Consider the following 20,313-nt stretch of genomic DNA (forward strand, 5'->3'; position numbering starts at 1 on the left):
TGCCGGAGACGAAGACGATGTTCTCCCGGGCCAGGCCGAGTTCGGGCATGAAGCCCTGCACGGCCGCCAGGATCGCGTAGTCGCCGCAGCCCGGGCACCAGCGCACCTCCTGGTCCGACTTGAAGTCGCGGGCCGAGAGCGGAACGTCCGCCTTCGGCACCAGGGACAGTGCCTCAACGGGCATGGACGGCCTCCTTGAGAACGGTGACGAGCCGCTCGACCTTGAACGGCGTTCCGTCGACCTGGCTGTACGATTCCGCGTCGACCAGGTACCTGGCCCGCAGCAGGCCGGCGAGCTGGCCGAGGTTCATCTCGGGGACGATCACCTTGTCGTAACGCGCCAGCACCGCCCCGAGGTTGGCCGGGAACGGGTTGAGATGGCGCAGGTGGGCCCGGGCGACCGGCTCGCCCGCCGCGCGCAGCCTGCGGACGGCGGCGGTGATGGGGCCGTAGGTGGATCCCCAGCCCAGGACGAGCGTGCGGGCGTGGTCGGGGTCGTCGACCGTGAGACCGGGGACGGCGATCCCGTCGATCTTGGCCTGGCGGGTGCGGACCATGAGGTCGTGGTTGGCCGGGTCGTAGGAGATGTTCCCCGTCCCGTCCTGCTTCTCGATGCCGCCGATGCGGTGCTCAAGACCCGGCGTGCCCGGGACCGCCCAGGGGCGGGCGAGGGTCCGCGGGTCGCGCTTGTAGGGCCGGAACACCTCGGTGCCGTCCGCCAGCGTGTGGTTCGGTCCGGTGGCGAACTCCACGCGCAGATCGGGCAGTTCCTCGATGCCGGGGACGCGCCAGGGTTCGGAGCCGCCCGCGAGGTAGCCGTCGGAGAGCAGGAACACCGGGGTGCGGTAGGTCAGCGCGATCCGGGCTGCGTCGAGGGCGGCGGCGAAGCAGTCCGCGGGGGTCTGCGGGGCGACGACCGGCACCGGGGCCTCGCCGTTGCGGCCGTACATGGCCTGGAGCAGGTCGGCCTGTTCGGTCTTGGTGGGCAGGCCGGTGGAGGGCCCGCCGCGCTGGATGTCCACGACCAGCAGCGGCAGTTCCAGGGACACCGCGAGTCCGATGGTCTCGGACTTCAGTGCCACGCCGGGTCCTGAGGTGGTGGTCACGGCGAGGGCCCCGCCGAACGCGGCGCCGAGCGCGGCGCCGATGGCGGCGATCTCATCCTCGGCCTGGAAGGTCCGTACGCCGAAGTTCTTGTGCCGGGACAGCTCGTGCAGGATGTCCGAGGCCGGGGTGATCGGATACGACCCGAGGTAGAGCGGCAGGTCCGCCTGCCGGGACGCGGCGATCAGTCCGTAGGACAGCGCCAGGTTCCCGGAGATGTTGCGGTACGTGCCGGCGGGGAACGCCTCGGCTGCGGGCGCGACTTCGTAGGAGACCGCGAAGTCCTCGGTGGTCTCGCCGAAGTTCCAGCCGGCCCGGAACGCGGCGACGTTCGCCTCGGCGATGTGCGGCCGCTTGCCGAACTTGCGCCGCAGGAACGCCTCGGTGCCCTCGGTCGGCCGGTGGTACAGCCACGACAGCAGGCCCAGCGCGAACATGTTCTTGCTGCGCTCGGCCTCCTTGCGGGTCAGACCGAAGCCCTTCAGCGCCTCCACCGTCAGCGTGGTCAGCGGCACCGGATGCACCGCGTACGCCGCCAGCGAGCCGTCCTCCAGCGGGGAGGCGGCCCAGCCGGCCTTCGTCAGCGCGCGCCCGGTGAACTCGTCGGAGTCGACGATGATCTCGGCGCCGCGCCGCAGATCGCCGAGGTTGGCCCGCAGCGCGGCCGGATTCATCGCCACCAGCACGTCCGGTGCGTCGCCGGGGGTGAGGATGTCGTGGTCGGCAAAGTGCAGCTGGAAGGAGGACACGCCGGGCAGGGTGCCCGCGGGCGCCCGGATCTCGGCGGGGAAGTTCGGCAGCGTCGCCAGGTCGTTGCCGAAGGACGCCGTCTCCGAGGTGAAGCGGTCACCGGTGAGCTGCATCCCGTCGCCGGAGTCCCCCGCGAACCGGATGATCACCCGGTCCAGGCGGCGCACCTCGGGAGCCGGACGAGCCGATGCGTCCGTGCCCCCGGGGGCGCTCGTGTCACTCGTATCAGTCGTGTCAACGGCCACCGGCCGCTCCTTCCCGTCGACGCAGCTGGCTGCCTGCCGCCGCACGGTAGTGAGCGCCGCTTGTGACCGGCCAAAGCCGGTCCGTGAGGCCGTGCGGCCCGGTGGGCACGCCCGGACGCCGTCACGGCAGCCAGTCCGCGTCCCTCGCGATGCGGATCGCGTCGACACGGTTACGCGCGTTGAGCTTGCTGACCACGGTGGTCAGATAGTTGCGCACCGTCCCCGCCGACAACCGCAGCATGGAGGCGATCTCCCGGGCCTCGGCGCCCTCCGCCGCGAGCCGCAGCACCTGGGTCTCCCGGTCTGTGAGGGGGCTCTCGAACTCGCCCCAGGCGGCCAGCGCCAGTTCCGGGTCCACGGCTCGGTGACCGGCCGCCACGCGCCGTACGGCCAGGGCGAGTTCGCCGGACGGTGCGTCCTTGAGGAGATAGCCGGAGACCCGGGCCTCCAGGGCCCGGCGCAGGGTGCCGGGGCGGCCGAGGCTGGTGAGGATGAGGGTGCGGCACTGGGGCAGCCGTTCGCGTAGCTGAGTGGCGGCCGACAGCCCGTCGACGCCGGGCAGGTCGATGTCGATGATGGCGACGTCGGGCCGGTGCTCGAGCGCCATGTCGACGATCTCGTCCCCGCGTTCGACCTCGCAGATGACGTCGAGATCGTCCTGGAGGTTCAGCAGAGCGACCAGGGCGCCGCGGACCATGTTCATGTCTTCGGCGAGCAGTATGCGTATCACTGAGCTCCCGTCTGCGGTCCGTGAGGGGCCGGATCGTGGCGAGGTGTCGTGGTCCGTACTGTTGCCGCTAAGACGTGCGATCATGCGGCCGATCCGTTGGGCGGGAACAGGATGTCCCGTGTTTCCGGTGATGTCTCCGGTGGTTTTCTGGCGGGCGCCTCGGCGATGAGGCGGAATGTGCCGTCCTTTCCGAGGTCCGATTCGAGGCGCCCGCCTATTGCGGTCATACGGGTGCGCAGGTTGCCGAGTCCGTTGCCGCTGTCCGGCGCGGGGTTGTGGTAAGCGGGGTCGACGCCGTCGTTTTCCACCGAGAGCCGGATGACACCGTCGTGTTGGGCGGCTTTGATGCGGCAGTGCGTGGCCTTGCTGTGGCGCAGGAGGTTGGTGACGGCTTCGCGCAGGGTGGTGGCGAGCGCGGTGTCGATGAGCGGTGGCAGCGCGCCGAGTTCGAATTCGGTGTGCACCTGGATGCCGGCGGCGTGCAGCATGGACTGTGCGGTTCTGATCTCCTGCCGGAGCGAGAGGGTGCGGTAACCGCTCGCGGCTTTGCGGACGTCGGTGAGGGACTGGCCGGCGATGGCCAGGATGTCGTCCATCTCTTTCATGGCGCGGGTGGGCTGGGTGGGGATGAGCTGGTGGACGAGTTCGCTCTTGAGCGTGATGGCGGAGAGGCTGAAGCCGAGGAGGTCGTGGAGGTCGCGGGCGAAGCGGAGCCGTTCCCCGGTGACCGCCTGGCGGGCCAGTTCGCCGCGGGTGGTGTGGAGGTGCGTGATGAGCCGGGTGAGCCGGGTGAGCCCGTACAGGACGAGCCCGGTGAGCAGGGTGGTGAGCGTGAGGTGGACGCTCTGGAGCAGGGGCCGGCCCTGGAGGAGGGCCGGGACGAGGACGCTGAGCCCCACCGTCGCGTAGAGGGGCCAGGCTGCGCGGCGCGGCAGCAGGAGCAGGAGCGAGGCGGCGAGACAGCCGGCCATGGTCTCCCAGAGGGCCTGGAAGATCAGGAACGGCAGGTAGGTCAGGAGCGCCTGGAGGGCCAGGGTCAGGCAATTGCGCCGCAGGGACGCCCGGTTGCCGCCCGCTGCGCAGTGCAGGAGCTGCAGGGCGAGGAGCGCCGGCAGCAGGACAAGGCCGGTCGCCTCGGCCGCGGGGGACACCCCGGCGGTCAGGATGCTGGTGGTGCTGAGGAGCGCGCAGCCCAGCAGCGCGGTGCCGAGGACGGTGCGGGCGATCCGCGGAGCCGGGAGACGATGGACGAGTGCGGGCGGGGTCACCGCCCCGGGTCTGCTGCCCCTCGACTCGTCCGCACTGTCGGAACGGTCGTGACTGTCCATCATCCGCACGGCCTCTCGCAACTATGTGCGCCATCCTGCCTGCGGGGGATGATAAGTCACCGTCGTAAAGACTGTGCTGCAATCAGGGACTGGCGAGCTCAAATTTGCGGAACCAACGGCCCTTGGGCGAAGAGTAGAAACGGATTCACCTTTTCCGGTAGTGAACCCGCCGCTTCTCGCTAAGGGTACGGATAGACGAAATGCCGGCCCGGGCGCAAGCGCGCCCAGGAACTTCCGTACGCGGGAACGGCCATTTCGGCCACGGGAACGCCGGGCCCGCGTCCGCTCCTGCCGGGGGAGTCCGGGTCGGCGTGACACCCGGGAGCCGCCCGCCCCGCCCTGCCCGGCGTCGTGCCGGCACGGCGCCCGCGCGCAGACCCGGCCACCGCACGGACCGCCGGCGGGCCGCTCCTGCCCGCGGTGCACAAGCGGCTCTTTAGAGCCCCCTCACAGGATGCGAGCCGAACAGCACGCGTCGGCGTCGGGCCGGCAGTCTCGGAGAGGTCAGCGATGCGCGTTCTTTTCACCATCTTTCCGACATCGGCACACCTGTATCCGGCCATCCCGCTGGCCTGGGCGTTGCAGAGCGCCGGTCACGAGGTCGTCCTGGCGAGCCCCGAGGGCGTGGTCGACCCCAAGGTGATCCCGAACATCACCTCGGCCGGCCTCACCGCCGTGTCGCTGGGCGGCAAGGAGGAGCTCACCGCCTCCCTGGCCCCGCTCATGGCCGCCGCGGGCCCCGACCGGCCCACGCTGGCCCTCGACCCCGACGACGAGCACGCCTGGCGCACCACCAGGGCCGTCCTCGCGGGCATGTTCCACGCGTACTACCCGCGCGAGGCGGCCGAGGGCGGGCGGCGGCCGGTCCTCGACGCGCTGGTGGAGTTCGCCCGTGACTGGCGCCCGGACCTGGTGCTGTGGGACCCGCTGGCGCCGACCGGTGCCGTGGCCGCACGCGCCTGCGGCGCCGCGCACGCGCGGCTTCTGTTCGGCATGGACAACATCGGCCTGATCCGTTCCAGGACGCGGCAGGAGCTGGCCGATCCGTCCTCGGAGCTGACCGAGGACCCGTGGATGCAGTGGCTGGGCCCGGTCCTGGAGCGCTACGGCCTCGACTTCACCGAGGAGACGCTGGTCGGCCAGTGGACCCTGGACCTCACCCAGTCCCGGATGCGCAACCCGCTGGATCTGACCTACGTCCCGGTCCGCCGGGTCCCGTACAACGGGGCCGCCGTGCTTCCCCGGTGGCTGCACTCCCGGCCCGAGCGGCCCCGCGCGGTGCTCACCCTGGGGGTGAGCCGACGGCTGCTCGCCGGCCGGCACAGCGGCTTCCCGATGCGGGAGTTCTTCGACTCCGTGTCCGGCCTGGACCTGGAACTCGTCGCGACGCTCAACAGCGAGCAGCTCGCCGCCGTGGGCACGCTCCCGGACAACGTCCGCGCCATCGAGTACGTACCGCTCAACCAGGTGCTGCCCACCAGCTCGGCCATCATCCACCACGGCGGCGGCGGGACGTTCGCGGCGGCCGTGGCCTTCCAGGTGCCGCAGCTCGTCGTGCCGCTGCCGATGTGGGACGAGATGGTCACGGCCCGCTACGTCGCCCGCCGGGGCGCAGGACTGACCGCCGACCCGGCGGCGATCGACGTCGCCGACCTGCACAAGGACCTGGTCCGGCTGATCGAGGAGCCGTCCTTCCGGCTCGGGGCCCGCGGGCTCCACGAGGACATGCTGGCCGCCCCGGCGCCCAAGGACGTGGTCCCCGTCCTGGAGCGGCTGACCGCGGAACACCGCGGCTGAGGCCCGCACCGTACGAGTCGAATCCAGGACGGGAGGGCGAGCGAGCCGTGCGCATCGAGGAAACCACCATCCCCGGCACGTTCCTGATCGAGCCGGACCACATATCCGACGACCGGGGCGTGTTCTACGAGTCGATGCGGTCCGACGAACTGGAGCGGTCCGCGGGGATCGCGTTCCGGCCCCGGCAGATCAACTACTCGGTGTCCAGGCGGCACACCCTGCGCGGCATCCACAGCGTGCGCATCCCGCCCGGACAGGCCAAGTTCGTCACCTGCGTCCGGGGCGCGCTGCGGGACATCGTCGTCGACCTGCGGGTCGGTTCGCCCGCCTTCGGGCGGCACCAGGTGAACGAACTGGACGCCGCCTCCGGCCGGTCCGTGTACGTCCCGGAGGGCGTCGGCCACGGCTTCCTGGCGCTCACCGACGACGCCTGCATCTGCTACGTCGTCTCCAGCACCTACGTCCCCGGCACCCAGATCGACATCAACCCGCTCGACCCCGACCTGGATCTGCCCTGGGACTGCGCCGGGACACCGCTGCTCTCGGACAAGGACGCGACGGCACCCTCGCTGGCCGAGGCCCTGGCGACAGGCATGCTGTCCGATTTCCAGGCCGCCTGACGCGGCATCACCCCTGTCCCGCCGGCCACCGGCGCACCGGGGCCACGCGTGCACGGCCGAGCGGCCGCGCACCGCGCACCAGACCGAAGAGGCACCACCACATGAACCGAGAGGACCTGCCATGAAGGCTCTGGTGCTGTCCGGCGGATCGGGCACCCGCCTACGGCCCTTCAGCTACTCGATGCCCAAACAGCTCATCCCCATCGCCAACACCCCCGTCCTGGAATACGTCCTGAGGAACATCCTCGACCTGGGCGTGACCGAGATCGGGGTCATCGTCGGCGACCGCGCCCCCGAGATCCGCCAGGCACTCGGGGACGGAGCGCGGTTCGGGGCCCGGCTGACCTACATCCAGCAGGACGCCCCGCTCGGCCTCGCCCACACCGTCGCCATCGCCCGGGACTTCCTCGGCGACGACGACTTCGTGATGTACCTCGGCGACAACATGCTGCCCGAGGGCATCGCCGGCATCGCCGGGGAGTTCGCCGCGCACCGCCCGGCCGCCCATGTCGTGGTGTACAAGGTCCCGGACCCGCGCGCCTTCGGCGTGGCCGAACTCGGTCCCGGCGGCGAGGTGCTGCGCCTGGTGGAGAAGCCGGAGCAGCCGCGCAGCGACCTCGCCCTGATCGGCGTGTACTTCTTCACCGCCGCCATCCACGAGGCGGTGCGGGCCATCGAGCCCAGCGCCCGCGGCGAGCTGGAGATCACCGACGCGATCCAGTGGCTGGTGTCGGCGGGCGCGGACGTACGGGCCGGCCAGTACGAGGGCTACTGGAAGGACACCGGGAACGTCGAGGACGTCCTGGAGTGCAACCGGCACATCCTGGAGAGCCTGCGGCCCCACATGGCCGGTGCGGTCGACGACGCCAGCGTGCTGGCGGGACCGGTCGTCGTGGCGGAAGGGGCGCGCATCGTGCGCTCCCGCATCGAGGGGCCGGCGATCATCGGCGCCGGCACGGTCGTGGAGGACAGCCACATCGGTCCGCACACGGCCATCGGGCGCGGCTGCACGGTCACCGGAAGCCGGCTGGAGTACTCCATCGCCCTGGACGGCGCGTCGGTCACCGGCGTCCAGGGCCTGCGCAGTTCCGTCATCGGTCGCTCCGCCTCCGTCGGCACCAGCGAGCAGAGCACGGACGGTTACCGCCTGGTCGTCGGAGACCACACCCGAGTGGAAGTCGCGGCATGAGGATCCTCATCACCGGCGCGGCCGGTTTCATCGGCTCCAACTTCGTCCGCAACCTCCTCGCGGACCACTACGCGGGCTGGGAGGGCGCCGGGGTCACCGCCCTGGACAAGCTCACCTACGCCGGCAACCGCGCGAATCTGCCGGCCGCGCACCCGCGCCTGGAGTTCGTCCGCGGTGACATCTGCGACGCGGGTCTGCTGCGCGAACTGCTGCCCGGACACGACGCCGTGGTGCACTTCGCCGCGGAGTCCCATGTGGACCGCTCGCTGGAGGGCGCCGGGGAGTTCTTCCGCACCAACGTCCTCGGCACCCAGACACTCCTCGACGCCGTCCTGGACAGCGGGATCGAGCGGGTCGTGCACGTCTCCACCGACGAGGTGTACGGCTCGATCGAGGCGGGCGCCTGGACCGAGGACTGGCCGCTGCTGCCCAACACCCCCTACGCGGCCTCCAAGGCCTGCTCCGACCTGGTCGCCCGCACCTACTGGCGCACCCACGGGGTGGACCTGTCCATCACGCGCTGCTCCAACAACTACGGGCCGTTCCAGCACCCGGAGAAGCTCATCCCGCTGTTCGTCACCAACCTGCTGGAGGGGCGGCAGGTGCCGCTGTACGGCGACGGACGCAACATCCGCGAATGGCTGCACGTCGACGACCACTGCCGCGGCATCCACCTCGTGCTCCAGGGCGGCCGGGCCGGCGAGGTCTACAACATCGGCGGCGGCAACGAGCGGACCAACCGCGCCATCACCGAGCGGCTGCTCGAACTGACCGGCTCGGGCCCGGAGATGATCCGCCACGTCGCCGACCGCAAGGCACACGACCTGCGGTACTCCATCGACGAGTCCAAGATCCGCGAGGAACTGGGCTATGCGCCGCTGACCGGGTTCGACGCGGGACTGGCCGCCACGGTGGCCTGGTACCGGGACAACCCCGACTGGTGGAAGACCGTCAAGTACGGGGCCGAACGTGCGGACGGCTGACAGCGGCGGAGCGGCCGGGCTCCGTGTCGTGGTGCTCGGCGGCACCGGCTACCTGGGCCGCCGGATCGGCGCGGCGCTGTGCGCCGACGGCGCCCTGGTGCACCAGGTGTCCCGGACCCCGGCCCAGGACGGACCGGCGGACCGGCAGCACGTCAGCATGGACCTGCTGGCCGCCGGGCCGCGCGAACTCACCGCATTCTTCCGCTCGGTGGGGCCCGACGTAGTGATCAACGCCGCCGGCCGGGTCTGGCGGGGCGACGAGGCCGAGATGACCGCGGGCAACGCCGACCTGGTCGCGTGCGTCACGGCAGCACTCGCGGGACTGCCCCGCCCGCCGCGGCTGATCCAGCTCGGCACCGTCCACGAGTACGGCGCCGGCACACCGGGCGCCGGCACCACCGAGGAGCAGGAGCCCGCTCCCGTCACACCGTACGGGCGCACCAAACTGCTCGGCACCCGGACCGTGCTGGCCGCGGCCGAAGGCGGCCTGGACGGCGTGGTCCTCCGCCTCGCCAACGTGATCGGCGCCGGGGTGCCGGCCGGCAGCCTCTTCGGCCGGGTCGCCGCGCACCTCGGCGCGGCCGCCCGCGCCCGGCACCTGGGCGAGCGGCCGGACGAGCTGAGGCTCCCGCCGCTGCGTGCCCGCCGCGACGTCGTCGATGTGCACGACGCCGTCGACGCGGTGCGGGCCGCCGCCACCGCGCCCGGGACCGGCCTCGGCGGCCAGGTGATCAACATCGGCCGCGGCGAGGCGGTCGCGATGGACGCGCTGATTCACCGCATGGTCGAACTCAGCGGTGTGGACCTCCCGGTCGTCGAGACCGTTCCCGACCAGCCCGCGCGCACCGACGCGCAGTGGCAGCAACTGGACGTCTCACGGGCGCAGCGGCTCCTGGGATGGCAGCCGCGGCGCACCCTCGACGCCTCGCTGCGCGATCTGCTCTCGGCCGCGGTGCCGACGCCCGTCAACGGAAGGACATGACGATGAGCGACACCTCCCCCAACAAGGAACGGGTGCTGGACGAGGTCCGCAGATACCACCGGGAGACCGCGCCCGACCGGGAGTTCGTGCCCGGCGTCACCGAGATCTGGCCCTCCGGCGCGGTCCTGGACGAAGCGGACCGGGTCGCCCTCGTCGAGGCCGCGCTGACCATGCGCATCGCCGCAGGGCCCAGCTCCAAGAAGTTCGAGTCCGCGTTCGCCAAGCGCCTGAAGCGACGCAAGGCCCATCTGACCAACTCCGGTTCGTCGGCGAACCTCCTCGCCGTCACGGCCCTCACCTCGCACCAGGCCGGGGACCGGCCGCTGCAGCCGGGCGACGAGGTGATCACCGTCGCCGCGGGCTTCCCCACCACCGTCAACCCGATCCTGCAGAACGGGCTCCTGCCGGTCTTCGTGGACGTCGACCTGGCCACGTACAACACCACGGCCGACCGGGTGGCGCGGGCCATCGGCCCCAAGACCCGGGCGATCATCATCGCGCACGCCCTCGGCAACCCCTTCGAGGTCGCCGAGGTGGCCCGACTCGCCGAGGAAAACGGCCTGTTCCTCATCGAGGACAACTGCGACGCGGTCGGCTCCACCTATGACGGACAGCTCACCGGCAGCTTCGGTGACCTCACCACGGTCAGCTTCTACCCGGCGCACCACCTCACCATGGGCGAGGGCGGCTGCGTGCTCACCTCGAACCTGGGCCTCGCCCGCATCGTGGAGTCGCTGCGCGACTGGGGGCGGGACTGCTGGTGCGAACCCGGCAAGAACAACACCTGCTTCAAGCGGTTCGAGTACCAGATGGGCGACCTGCCCGCCGGATACGACCACAAGTACATCTTCTCCCACGTCGGTTACAACCTGAAGGGAACCGACATCCAGGCCGCCCTCGGCCTCGCGCAGCTCGACAAGCTGGACGGCTTCATCGACGCGCGGCGACGCAACTGGCGCCGGCTGCGCGAGGGACTGGACGGCGTGCCGGGCCTGCTGCTGCCCGAGCCGACCCCGCGGTCCGAACCGAGCTGGTTCGGGTTCGTCATCACCGTCGACCCCGAGGCCCGCTTCACCCGCGCCGAACTGGTCGCCCACCTGGAGGAGCGGAAGATCGGCACCCGGCGGCTGTTCGCCGGCAACCTCACCCGCCAGCCCGCCTACATCGGCCGGCCCCACCGCATCGTCGGCGACCTCACCAACAGCGACGTCATCACCGAGCACACCTTCTGGATCGGCGTCTACCCGGGGCTCACCGACGAAATGCTCGACTACATGACCGCCACGATCAAGGAATTCGTGGCCCAGCGCGGCTGAGCCCGACGGACCGCCTCCCACCCAGAGATCAGGACGACGACGATGGAGATAGTGGGAACCGGATTCCTGGCGCGGAGCCTGCGTCCGCTGGCCGGCCGGCATCCGGGCACCGTGGCCCTCGCGGCGGGGGAGTCCAGGACGAGCGGCGCCTCCGACGCGGACTTCGCGCGGGAGGCCGCACTGCTGCGCGACGTCGCCAAGCAGTGCGCGGCCACCGGACAGCGGCTGGTGTTCTTCTCGACGGCCGCGACGGGAATGTACGGGCGCGCCGAGGGGCCCGGCAGGGAGGACACCCCGGTGACCCCCTACACCCCCTACGGCGCGCACAAACTCGCCCTGGAGGAGCAACTGCGCGACTCCGGCGTCGACCACCTCATCCTCCGGCTGGCCCACCTGGTGGGTCCGCACGGGCGGTACCACCAGCTGATACCCACGCTGTTCCGGCAGGTCCGCGAGGGAGCGGTGGCGATGCACCGGGGCGCCTCCCGTGACCTGATCCGGGTCAGCGACGCGATCACGATCATCGACCTGCTGCTCGCCGCGGGCCTGCGGGCCGACACGGTCAACGTGGCCTCCGGATTCGCCGTCCCGGTAGAAGACATCGTCGACCACCTCGCCGGCGCGCTGGGGCGCACACCGCGCAAGGAGTACGTGGACACCGGCGTCCGGTACGACATCTCCACCGAGAAGCTGCGCGCCCTGGTCCCCCAGGTGGCGGACATGGGCTTCGGCCCCGACTACTACCGCCTGGTCCTCAACGACTTCCTCGCGGCCGACCATGCCTGACCCGGCCGCGTACGCAACACGAGAAAGGCGGGGAGTCTCTCCGATGCCGTCCCACATCCTCCAGACGCGTGAGAACAAGAGCCTGCCCGCCCGCATCGCTCTGTCGGCCGCCCACACCCGGGGCGCGCACCTGCGCACCGAGCACTTCGGCGACTGGCTGGCCGAACGGGGCAGGGCCCATACCTTCCGGGTGGAGCGGATACCGTTCGCGGAGCTGGACGGCTGGTCGTTCCAGGTGTCCACCGGGAACCTCGTGCACCGCAGCGGCCGGTTCTTCACCGTCGAGGGCCTGCACGTCACGGAGGAGGGGGAACCGTACGGCGACGGCCCGTACGCCGACTGGTGCCAGCCCATCATCAAACAGCCCGAGGTGGGTGTCCTAGGCATCCTCGTCAAGGAGTTCGACGGGGTGCTGCACTTCCTGATGCAGGCGAAGATGGAGCCGGGCAACCCGAACCTGCTCCAGCTCTCGCCCACGGTCCAGGCGACCCGCAGCAACTACACCAAGGCCCACCAGGGCGCGGACGTCAAGTACATCGAGTACTTCGTCGGTCCTGACCGCGGCCGGATCGTCGCCGACGTGCTCCAGTCCGAGCACGGCTCGTGGTTCTACCGCAAGGCCAACCGCAACATGGTGGTGGAGGCCGTCGGCGACGTGCCGCTGCACGACGACTTCTGCTGGCTCACCCTCGGCCAGATCCATGAACTGCTGCACCGGGACAACGTGGTCAACATGGACTCCCGCACCGTGCTGTCCTGTCTGCCCTTCGCGGACGCCGCGGACGGCGCGCTGCTCTCCGACACCGACCTGCTCTCCTGGATCACCGGCGAGCGCACCCGGCACTCCGTGCGCACCGAACGCGTCCCGCTGGACTCCATCCCCGGCTGGAAACGCGGCGACAGCGCGATCGAGCACGAGGAGGGCCGCTACTTCAACGTCGTCGCGGTGTCCGTACGGGCCGGCAACCGCGAGGTGACGGGCTGGACCCAGCCCCTGTTCGAGCCGGTCGGCCTGGGCGTCACCGCCTTCCTGACCCGCGAGTTCGGCGGCGTCCCGCATGTGCTGGCGCACGCCCGGGTCGAGGCCGGCTTCCTCGACACCGTCGAGCTGGGACCGACCGTGCAGTGCACCCCGGACAACTACGCCCATCTGCCCGAGAGGGAACGCCCCAGGTTCCTGGACACGGTGCTGCGGGCCGGCCCGGACCGCATCCGCTACGAGGTCGTGCACTCCGAGGAGGGCGGCCGCTTCCTCAACGCCGTCAGCCGCTTCCTCGTCGTGCGGGCGGACGAGTCCGACGCCCCGCGCACCCCGCCGCCCGGCTACGCCTGGGTCACCCCCGGGCAGCTGACGTCCCTGGTCCGGCACGGCCACTACCTCAACGTCCAGGCCCGCACCATGCTCGCCTGCCTCAACGCGATCGCGGAGCGGACCCCGTGACCGGACCCGTGCGGATCGGGGTGATCGGCTGCGCGGGCATCGCGGTGCGCCGGATGCTCCCCGCCTTCGCCGCCTGCCCCGACATCGAGATCGCGGCCGTGGCCAGCCGTGACCCGGCCAAGGCCGGGCAGGTCGCCGAACACTTCGGCTGCCGTCCCGTGCACGGATACGCCGAACTCCTCGAACAGGACGACATCCAGGCCGTCTATGTGCCGCTGCCCGCGGCCCTGCACGCCCGGTGGGCCGAGGCGGCACTGCGCTCGGGCCGGCACGTCCTCGCCGAGAAACCCCTGACCCTTGACCACCGGCGCACCGCCGAACTGCTCGAACTCGCCGGCGGCCGCGGCCTGGTGCTCATGGAGAACGTCATGTTCGTCCACCACCACCGGCACCGGGCGGTGGAACGCCTGGTCGCCGACGGCGCGATCGGTGAACTGCGCGCGTTCCACGCGGCGTTCACCATCCCGCCGCTGCCGGACGATGACATCAGATACGACCCGGAGCTGGGCGGCGGGGCACTGGCCGACGTCGGGATCTACCCGCTCCGGGCCGCGCTGCACTTCCTCGGCGACGGACTCGACGTGGTCGGCGCCCGCCTCGTGCGGGGCACCGGCCGGCGGGTCGAGACCTCCGGCGCCGCGCTGCTGGGCACTGCCGGCACCGCCACGGCCCAGATCACCTTCGGCATGGAACACGCCTATCGCTCGTCGTACGAACTGTGGGGCAGCGAGGGCAGCATCACCGTGGACCGGGCGTTCACCCCGCCCGCCGACCACGTCCCCGTGATCGGCCTGCACCGCGGCGGGACGGCCGAGGAGATCCGGCTCGAACCGCACGACCAGGTGGCGGCCACCGTCGCGGCCTTCGCCGCCGCGGTGCGCACCGGAACCCCGCCGGACACCGGGGCGATCCTGCGGCAGGCCGAACTCCTCGACGAGATACGCCGGTCGGCCTCGCGCGACGAACCCGACAGAACTGGATGAGCGGCCGCTGCCCGGACTCTTCGGCGACGACCGGCCGAAGGACACCGGCACGGCACGGAAGGAGACACTTGTGCAACGCCATATCGCTTTCTTCAACTTTCCGGCCGTAGGCCATGTCAATCCCACGATCGGCGTGGTCGAGGAGCTGGTGAGACGGGGCCATCGCGTCACCTGCACGGTGACGGACCACTTCGCCCCCATCGTGAAGGCCGCCGGCGCCGAACCGGTCCGGTACGACTCGGTCTTCGGCGACTTCTACCGGGCCCCCCTGACCGCCGAGGAGAACGCGGGCGAGGGACTGCGGTGCCTGAACGAGAGCACATCGCTCGTGGCCCAGGTCGCACCGTTCTACGAGAAGAACCGGCCGGATGTGATCGTCCATGACTTCATGGCGTGGGGAGCGCGTTTCCTCGCCGCCAAGGACGGCATTCCGCTGATCCGCACCTATCCGGTGTTCGGCGCGAACGAACACTTCTCGCTCCGGGAGAAGTTCCCGGTGGCGGAGCTGAACGACCCGCAGATCATGGAAGCGGTGCAGCAACTCGCCGGTGTGCTGCCCCGGTTCGGCCTGCCGGCCGACCCGATGGGCTTCCTCTCGGCGATCGAGCAGCTAGGCATCGTCTTCCTCCCGCGTGAATTCCAGTACGCGGGCGAGACCTTCGACGAACGGTTCGTCTTCACCGGGCCCTGCATTGCCGAACGCCCCTACCAGGGCAGCTGGCAGCCGTCCTCGGCCGACCGGCCCGTGCTGTTGATCTCGCTCGGTACCTCGGCCAGGGGCTGGCCGGAGTTCTTCACGATGGCCATCGAGGCCTTCGGCGACTCCGAGTGGGACGTCCTGATCACGGTCGGCGAGCACACCGACCCGGCCGGCCTCGGGCCGCTGCCCGCCAACGTCGACGTACGCCGGTACGCGCCGCAGCTCGATGTGCTGCGCCACGCCCGGCTGTTCATCACCCACGGCGGCATGAACAGCACCATGGAGTCGCTGGACAACGGCGTGCCCATGGTGGTCGTGCCGCAGACCAGCGAGCAGCGGGCGAACGCCCAGCGCGTGGAGGAGCTGGGCCTCGGCCGCCGGCTGGCCAAGGAGGACGTCACGGTGCGGAGCCTGCGGGAGACCGCGGCCCAGGTGACCGGCGACGCGTCCCTGGCCGACCGGGTGCGGGCCCTGCGGGAGCGCATGCGGTCCGTCGACGGGCCCGCCGTCGCGGCTGACGCCGTCGAGAACCACCTCGCCCGCCTGGGCTGAACACCGACTCCGCGGCCCGGATCCGGGCCGCGGGCCGCCGCACCGGTGTCGTACGGCCCCCGCTCACAGGCCGTACGACACCGGTCGGCATCGGCCGCCCCGGCGCTGCCCGGGGCGGTCCGCACACTGCCGCACACCGCAGTCGACCGGGCCGCACGGCCTCGGTCCGCGCCGTCCCGACGGCGCCCTGCACCGACCGGGGACGGTGACCGACCGCCATGGACCATCTCGAAGAACTCAAGGAATTCGCCCGTCTGCACGCCCGCGGCCAGGGCATGACGGCCGAGCACGCCACGCGTGTCCTCGCCCGGATCACCGACGACACCGCAGGGAACCCGGACTCCTGGGCCGCGGTGTGGACCGCCGAGGGCCGGGCCGCCGCCGCCCGCGGTGACCTCCTCGACGCGTGCCGGCACTACGCGCTCGCCCGTTTCCCGTACCACGGCGACGCCGACCGCCGCACCGCCCAACGGCTCTGCGTCGACACCTTCGACCGGTGGCGCCGCGGCCAGGACGGCATCGAGCGCCTGGAGTTCGATCACGGCGACGGCACCGTCGCGTGCTGGGCCGCCGGACTCGGCGCGTCCCGACCGCTGCTGGTCGTCATGGGCGGCATCGTCAGCGTCAAGGAACAGTGGGCGCCGCTGCTGCCCCTGCTGCGCCGACTCGGCTTCGCCGCCGTCGTCACCGAGCTGCCGGGCGTCGGCGAGAACACCCTCACCTACGGGCCCGACTCCTGGCGCACCCTCGGCCTGTTGCTCGACCGGCTCGCCGGCCGCGCCCGGGTCGCGGACACCTCGATGCTCGCCCTCAGCTTCAGCGGCCACCTCGCCCTGCGGGCCGCCGCCGAGGACCCGCGCATCCGCCGCGTCCTCACCGTGGGCGCGCCCGTCGCCGACTTCTTCGCCGACGAGGCGTGGTGGCCCCGCGTGCCCGGCATCACCGCCGACACCCTGCGCCGGCTCACCCGCAGCGAGGACCTCACCGAACTCCGCGGCCGGCTCCCCGAGTTCGCGCTCACCCCGAAGCAGCTCGGGCAGCTGCGCATTCCCGTCCGGTACGTCGCCAGCAGCCGTGACGAGATCATCCCGGACACGGAGCAGGCGCTGCTGCGCCGCACGCTCCCCGACGTCCGGTTCCGGACGTTCGACGACGTGCACGGCTCGCCCGCCCATCTCGGCGCGATGCGGCGCTGGCTCGTCTCCCAGCTGCTGTGGCTGCGCGTGACGCGCCGCGGCGCCCGGCCGGTGCCCCGTGCCCCACTCGGCGAGAGACGCTCGTGAGCGGGCACGGGAACGAGGGCGCCGCGACCTCCCGCGGCGCGCGCGGCACGGTGCGACCCTGGCAGACACTGGCCTCGCTCGGCATCACCGAGGACGACCTGACGACCGTCCGCCCCGGGCCGCCGCCCGGCCCTCAGCCCGAGCCCGTCAGCCGCGCCGCCGCCGTCAGCGCCTCCAGCGCGCTGGACTGGGTGCGCCAGTCCGACGGGTTGGGGGAGGTTCCGGACCAGCGCTGGCCGAGGCGGTTGAGCGAGTCACGGTCGGTGGCCCAGATCGAGTCGGCCTGCTTCACGACGTACGCCCGGTAGGCGGCGGACCCGGTGGCGTCCGCCAGGTCGGCGAGGTGGCGCACGAAGATGCCCTTGAACTGCTTCTGGTTGTCGTCGCAGGAGTTCGCGCCGAGGTCGCAGGACTCGGTCAGCACGCCGTCGCGGGTCAGCGCCGGCGAGGAGACCGCGGCGTCGGCCAGCCGCTCGGCGGTCTCCAGGTACCGGCCGTCGCCGGTGGAGCGCCACAGCTGGGTGAAGGCGCCGATGGCCAGGCCCTGGTTGTAACTCCACACGGTCTGGCCGTTGTTGCCGCAGCCCGCGGTCAGCCCGTCATTGACCAGACCGGAGGAGTTGATCATCCCGCTGGCGAGGTACCAGTCGGCAGCCGTGGCCGCGCGGGCGCCCCACACGGTGTCGCCGCCGATCCGCTGGTGCAGCGCGGTGGCCAGCCACAGATACAGGCCGTTGGTCACCGCGTTCTTGTAGGTGCGCTCCCGGTCCCACCACACCCCGCCGCCGCAGGTGCCGGTGTCCCAGTACTGGTGGACGTAGTCGGTGATCGTGACCGCCTCGTCCAGATAGCGCCGCTCGCCCGTGCGGTCGTACGCCGTCAGCCAGGCCACCGCCCACCAGGCCGCGTCGTCGACGGCACGGCTGATGAAGTGGCCCTCGACCGGGTCCGAGCTGCGCGCGCCCGCGGGAAAGATGCCGCGGTTCTGCTCGAAGGTACGGGCGATCGCCCAGTCGTAGTCACCCCGCCCGGTGCGCTCGGCGAAGTCCACCAGCGTGGTGAGCGCCACGGCCGAGTTCCACCAACTGCTGCGCCACCAGCCCTCGTCGGTGCGGTACGACGCCATCAGCGCGTCCGCCGCCGCGCGCGCCCGGGTCGGCGCGGGCCTGACCCAGGCCGTGCAGCTGCCCTCCTGGTGGCCGGCCGCACGGCCGCAGGCGCGGACCGCCCCGCCGTACAGCAGGCCGCGCGGGTCCCGGGTGGCGACCATGACGGTCCGGGCCGAGGCCGCCCCGGACGGTACGCTCGTCCGGCCCAGTGAGGACCCCTCGGGCCAGCTCGCGCCGCCGTCCCAGGAGCGGTCGAGCCAGATCTCGTCGCCCGCCGCGCCGTCCGCGACGACGCCCCAGGCCATGCCGCCCGACTGGTCGACATGCAGGCTGATGGTGCGTCCGAAGAGGCTGGTCGACGGCACGGGTGTGTCGTCGCCCGCGGCCGTGGCGGGGTCGGCTCCGTCGCACCGCGAGCCGTCGCACACCGTCGGATACACCCAGTCGGTGCAGGTGACGGCGGCGGCGTCGGCGCAGGCGCGGATCCAGCCGCGCCGGTGCCCGACCGGATCGGTGATGTTGTACATCAGCGTGCGGGTGCCGGTCCAGGTGCCGGGGATGCTCGCCTTGCCGAGCAGGGGCTCCCAGGTCGCGCCCCGGTCCCAGGACCGGTCGAGCCACACCGAGTCGCCCGGCACGCCGTCGTCGATGCTCGCCCAGGCCATGTCGTCCGGGTCGGAGACATGCAGCCGGAGGATCCGGCCGTTGATGTTCCGGTCCGGCACCGGGAAGCTCTCCTGCCGTGCCCGCGAGGGGTCCAGGGTGTCGCACGCCAGGGCACAGACCGGCGTCGCGGCATGGGAGGGGGCGGGCAGGGCGACGAGCCCGGTGAGGGCCAGGAACAGGGCCAGCAGCCCGCCGAGGACGGGGTGGGTGCGCAGGGACATGAGATACCGCCGATCCCGGTTCACGGTGTCGCGTCGAGCAGGTCGAGGGCGCTCTGCTGGCGCGCCGCGTCCACCGTGTCGACCGGTCCCGACCAGCGCAGCCCGTACTGGTCGAGGGCGTTCCGGTCGCTCACCTGGGCGCGGTCGGCCTGGCGGCGCAGATAGCCGGTGTAGGGATGGTCCGGCAGCGCCGCGTCGAGCCTGCCGAGACCGCGCACGTGCGCGCCCTTGAACGACGGCCCGTCGCCGCCGCAGTCGCCGTCCTCGCACGGGTCGCGCAGGATGCCCTCGGCGGTGTGCAGCGAGGGGGCCGTGGTCGCCGCGTCGGCGATCTGCCGGGCGCGGGTGAGCAGCGCGCCGTCGCCCGTGGCCGTGTGCAGCTCGGTGAGCGCACCGAGCAGGACGCCCTGGTTGTACGACCAGACGGCCTGGCCGTTGGTGCGGCAGGTGGACAGGTCGATGCCGTCGTTGACCAGCTGGGAGCCGTTGATCATGCCGGTGCCCTGGAACCAGGACCAGCCGGCGCGCGCACGGTCGAGATACGTCGTGTCGCCGGGGATGCGGTTGTGCAGGGCCGCGCTGAGCTGGATGTAGAGGGAGTTGGCGATGGCGTTCTTGTACGTCCGCGCCGTGCTCCACCACACCCCGCCGCCGCAGGTGCCGTCCCAGTACGCGGCCATGTGGTCGGCGTCGGCGCGGGCGGTGTTCAGATAGCGGCTGTCGCCGGTCAGGTCGTAGGCGGCGATCCAGGCCAGCCCCCACCAGCCGGTGTCGTCGATGTACTCGTTGCGGAACTGCCCGTCCCGGGCGTTCACGTTCAGGTCGTACGTGCGGGAGACCGCGTAGGCGTAACTGCCCATGCCGGACACCCGGATGTTGTCGATGACGGCGGTCAGGGCATTGGCCGAGTTCCACCAGCCGGTGGTGTCGAACAGGCCGGTTCCGTAGTTGTAGAAGGTCATCAGCCCGGTGGCCGCCGCCGTGCGCCGCTCACCGGCGTTCCAGGTGGTGCGGGCCCACGGGGTGCACGCGATCTCGGCGCGGTCCCCGGCCTTGCCGCAGGCGCGCAGGGCGCCGACACCGTGGTTGTTCCAGTCGTCCACGTTGTACATGAGCGTGCGCCAGTCGCGCCGGCCGGCGGGAACGGCGGTGTTGCCGAGCCTGCTGCCCGAGCTCCAGCTGCGGCCGCCGTCGAAGGAGCGGTCGAGCCATACCTCGTCGCCCGGGCTGCCGTTGTCGAGGGACGCCCAGCCCATCGCGTCGGCGTCGTCGAAGTGCAGGACGATCGACCGCCCGTAGAGGGTCGCCGTGACCGGAGTCCGGTCGCCGGGGGAGAGGGCGGGATCACGGGTGTCGCAGTACCGGTTGCAGACGGTCGCCGCCGCGGCGCTGTCGGCGGCGGACGCCGGCCGCGGGGCGAGGGCGGCGAGCAGTGCCAGGGCGAGCGCCGCGGCCGGCCGCCGGAAGCGGCGCGGCCGTGGGGTGCGGAGCCGTGGTACGGGAGTCATGGGGCCTCCCTGTCGGGACG

Annotated in this window: 16 protein-coding genes and 1 pseudogene; 11 read left to right on the forward strand and 6 right to left on the reverse strand. The window is 71.8% G+C overall.

The annotated features are described in order from the left end of the window. The 4 genes and pseudogenes from CTZ28_RS09745 to CTZ28_RS09760 all read right to left on the reverse strand — a co-directional run. Positions 1 to 184 (reverse strand): annotated as a pseudogene (locus tag CTZ28_RS09745) (2-oxoacid:ferredoxin oxidoreductase subunit beta); the annotation flags it as partial. Beyond that, positions 174 to 2,021 (reverse strand): 2-oxoacid:acceptor oxidoreductase subunit alpha, encoded by a 1,848-nt coding sequence (locus tag CTZ28_RS09750; RefSeq protein WP_259471549.1) that lies wholly within the window; start codon positions 2,019 to 2,021, stop codon positions 174 to 176. The pseudogene CTZ28_RS09745 and the gene CTZ28_RS09750, both read right to left, overlap by 11 nt. Before the next feature lie 199 nt (positions 2,022 to 2,220). Further along, positions 2,221 to 2,829: a response regulator transcription factor gene (locus CTZ28_RS09755; protein ID WP_259471528.1), complete on the reverse strand. Its 609-nt coding sequence runs from the start codon at positions 2,827 to 2,829 to the stop codon at positions 2,221 to 2,223. Between the two features lie 80 nt (positions 2,830 to 2,909). Further along, positions 2,910 to 4,097, reverse strand: a complete 1,188-nt coding sequence (locus CTZ28_RS09760) for a sensor histidine kinase (RefSeq protein WP_147481130.1) — start codon at positions 4,095 to 4,097, stop codon at positions 2,910 to 2,912. A gap of 570 nt (positions 4,098 to 4,667) precedes the next feature. Between CTZ28_RS09760 and CTZ28_RS09765 the strand changes: the two genes are divergently transcribed. The 11 genes from CTZ28_RS09765 to CTZ28_RS09815 all read left to right on the forward strand — a co-directional run bounded on the left by CTZ28_RS09765 (position 4,668) and on the right by CTZ28_RS09815 (position 16,789). Continuing rightward, the gene (locus tag CTZ28_RS09765) at positions 4,668 to 5,954 is read left to right on the forward strand and encodes an activator-dependent family glycosyltransferase (protein ID WP_121888899.1); all 1,287 of its coding nucleotides are present in this window, start codon (positions 4,668 to 4,670) and stop codon (positions 5,952 to 5,954) included. A gap of 47 nt (positions 5,955 to 6,001) precedes the next feature. Then, a complete protein-coding gene (locus tag CTZ28_RS09770) occupies positions 6,002 to 6,574 on the forward strand; it encodes a dTDP-4-dehydrorhamnose 3,5-epimerase family protein (RefSeq protein ID WP_121888900.1) in 573 nt (190 codons plus the stop codon). Positions 6,575 to 6,695: 121 nt separating this feature from the next. Beyond that, the gene (locus CTZ28_RS09775; protein ID WP_121888901.1) at positions 6,696 to 7,763 is read left to right on the forward strand and encodes a glucose-1-phosphate thymidylyltransferase; all 1,068 of its coding nucleotides are present in this window, start codon (positions 6,696 to 6,698) and stop codon (positions 7,761 to 7,763) included. Further along, positions 7,760 to 8,746: a dTDP-glucose 4,6-dehydratase gene (rfbB, locus tag CTZ28_RS09780; protein WP_121888902.1), complete on the forward strand. Its 987-nt coding sequence runs from the start codon at positions 7,760 to 7,762 to the stop codon at positions 8,744 to 8,746. The genes CTZ28_RS09775 and rfbB overlap by 4 nt, the downstream gene beginning before the upstream one ends. Further along, complete coding sequence (locus CTZ28_RS09785; RefSeq protein WP_121888903.1) at positions 8,733 to 9,728, forward strand: NAD-dependent epimerase/dehydratase family protein; 996 nt, start codon at positions 8,733 to 8,735, stop codon at positions 9,726 to 9,728. The genes rfbB and CTZ28_RS09785 overlap by 14 nt, the downstream gene beginning before the upstream one ends. Further along, positions 9,725 to 11,044, forward strand: coding sequence for a lipopolysaccharide biosynthesis protein RfbH (gene rfbH / locus CTZ28_RS09790; RefSeq protein WP_121888904.1), 1,320 nt, complete (start codon positions 9,725 to 9,727; stop codon positions 11,042 to 11,044). Before CTZ28_RS09785 ends, rfbH begins: the two co-directional genes overlap by 4 nt. Before the next feature lie 42 nt (positions 11,045 to 11,086). Further along, a complete protein-coding gene (locus CTZ28_RS09795; RefSeq protein ID WP_121888905.1) occupies positions 11,087 to 11,830 on the forward strand; it encodes an NAD-dependent epimerase/dehydratase family protein in 744 nt (247 codons plus the stop codon). A 43-nt stretch (positions 11,831 to 11,873) separates the two neighbouring features. After that, the gene (locus CTZ28_RS09800; RefSeq protein WP_121888906.1) at positions 11,874 to 13,271 is read left to right on the forward strand and encodes an NDP-hexose 2,3-dehydratase family protein; all 1,398 of its coding nucleotides are present in this window, start codon (positions 11,874 to 11,876) and stop codon (positions 13,269 to 13,271) included. Continuing rightward, on the forward strand, positions 13,268 to 14,254 hold the full coding sequence (locus CTZ28_RS09805) for a Gfo/Idh/MocA family protein (RefSeq protein ID WP_259471529.1): 987 nt from the start codon (positions 13,268 to 13,270) through the stop codon (positions 14,252 to 14,254). Before CTZ28_RS09800 ends, CTZ28_RS09805 begins: the two co-directional genes overlap by 4 nt. 70 nt (positions 14,255 to 14,324) lie before the next feature. Then, positions 14,325 to 15,506, forward strand: coding sequence for a macrolide family glycosyltransferase (locus CTZ28_RS09810; RefSeq protein ID WP_183154329.1), 1,182 nt, complete (start codon positions 14,325 to 14,327; stop codon positions 15,504 to 15,506). A gap of 218 nt (positions 15,507 to 15,724) precedes the next feature. Next, positions 15,725 to 16,789 carry an alpha/beta fold hydrolase gene (locus CTZ28_RS09815; RefSeq protein WP_121888908.1) on the forward strand — a complete coding sequence of 355 codons (1,065 nt, stop codon included), beginning with the start codon at positions 15,725 to 15,727 and terminating at the stop codon, positions 16,787 to 16,789. Positions 16,790 to 16,922: 133 nt separating this feature from the next. Here the strand turns inward: CTZ28_RS09815 and CTZ28_RS09820 are convergent, their stop codons facing one another. Together CTZ28_RS09820 and CTZ28_RS09825 are read right to left on the reverse strand one after the other, a co-directional pair. Further along, positions 16,923 to 18,785: a glycoside hydrolase family 76 protein gene (locus CTZ28_RS09820; protein ID WP_121888909.1), complete on the reverse strand. Its 1,863-nt coding sequence runs from the start codon at positions 18,783 to 18,785 to the stop codon at positions 16,923 to 16,925. A gap of 20 nt (positions 18,786 to 18,805) precedes the next feature. Further along, positions 18,806 to 20,293, reverse strand: a complete 1,488-nt coding sequence (locus CTZ28_RS09825; RefSeq protein ID WP_121888910.1) for a glycoside hydrolase family 76 protein — start codon at positions 20,291 to 20,293, stop codon at positions 18,806 to 18,808. Positions 20,294 to 20,313 lie beyond the last annotated feature (20 nt).

Source organism: Streptomyces shenzhenensis (genome assembly GCF_003688995.1).
Lineage (GTDB): Bacteria > Actinomycetota > Actinomycetes > Streptomycetales > Streptomycetaceae > Streptomyces > Streptomyces shenzhenensis_A.

Bases quoted from the DNA above. Each gene is read 5' to 3' on its own strand.
- CTZ28_RS09765 (WP_121888899.1), top strand. From the start codon at position 4,668: ATGCGCGTTCTTTTCACCATCTTTCCGACATCGGCACACCTGTATCCG.
- CTZ28_RS09775 (WP_121888901.1), top strand. From the start codon at position 6,696: ATGAAGGCTCTGGTGCTGTCCGGCGGATCGGGCACCCGCCTACGGCCC.
- rfbB (WP_121888902.1), top strand. From the start codon at position 7,760: ATGAGGATCCTCATCACCGGCGCGGCCGGTTTCATCGGCTCCAACTTC.
- rfbH (WP_121888904.1), top strand. From the start codon at position 9,725: ATGACGATGAGCGACACCTCCCCCAACAAGGAACGGGTGCTGGACGAG.
- CTZ28_RS09795 (WP_121888905.1), top strand. From the start codon at position 11,087: ATGGAGATAGTGGGAACCGGATTCCTGGCGCGGAGCCTGCGTCCGCTG.
- CTZ28_RS09800 (WP_121888906.1), top strand. From the start codon at position 11,874: ATGCCGTCCCACATCCTCCAGACGCGTGAGAACAAGAGCCTGCCCGCC.
- CTZ28_RS09815 (WP_121888908.1), top strand. From the start codon at position 15,725: ATGGACCATCTCGAAGAACTCAAGGAATTCGCCCGTCTGCACGCCCGC.
- CTZ28_RS09820 (WP_121888909.1), bottom strand. From the start codon at position 18,785: ATGTCCCTGCGCACCCACCCCGTCCTCGGCGGGCTGCTGGCCCTGTTC.
- CTZ28_RS09825 (WP_121888910.1), bottom strand. From the start codon at position 20,293: ATGACTCCCGTACCACGGCTCCGCACCCCACGGCCGCGCCGCTTCCGG.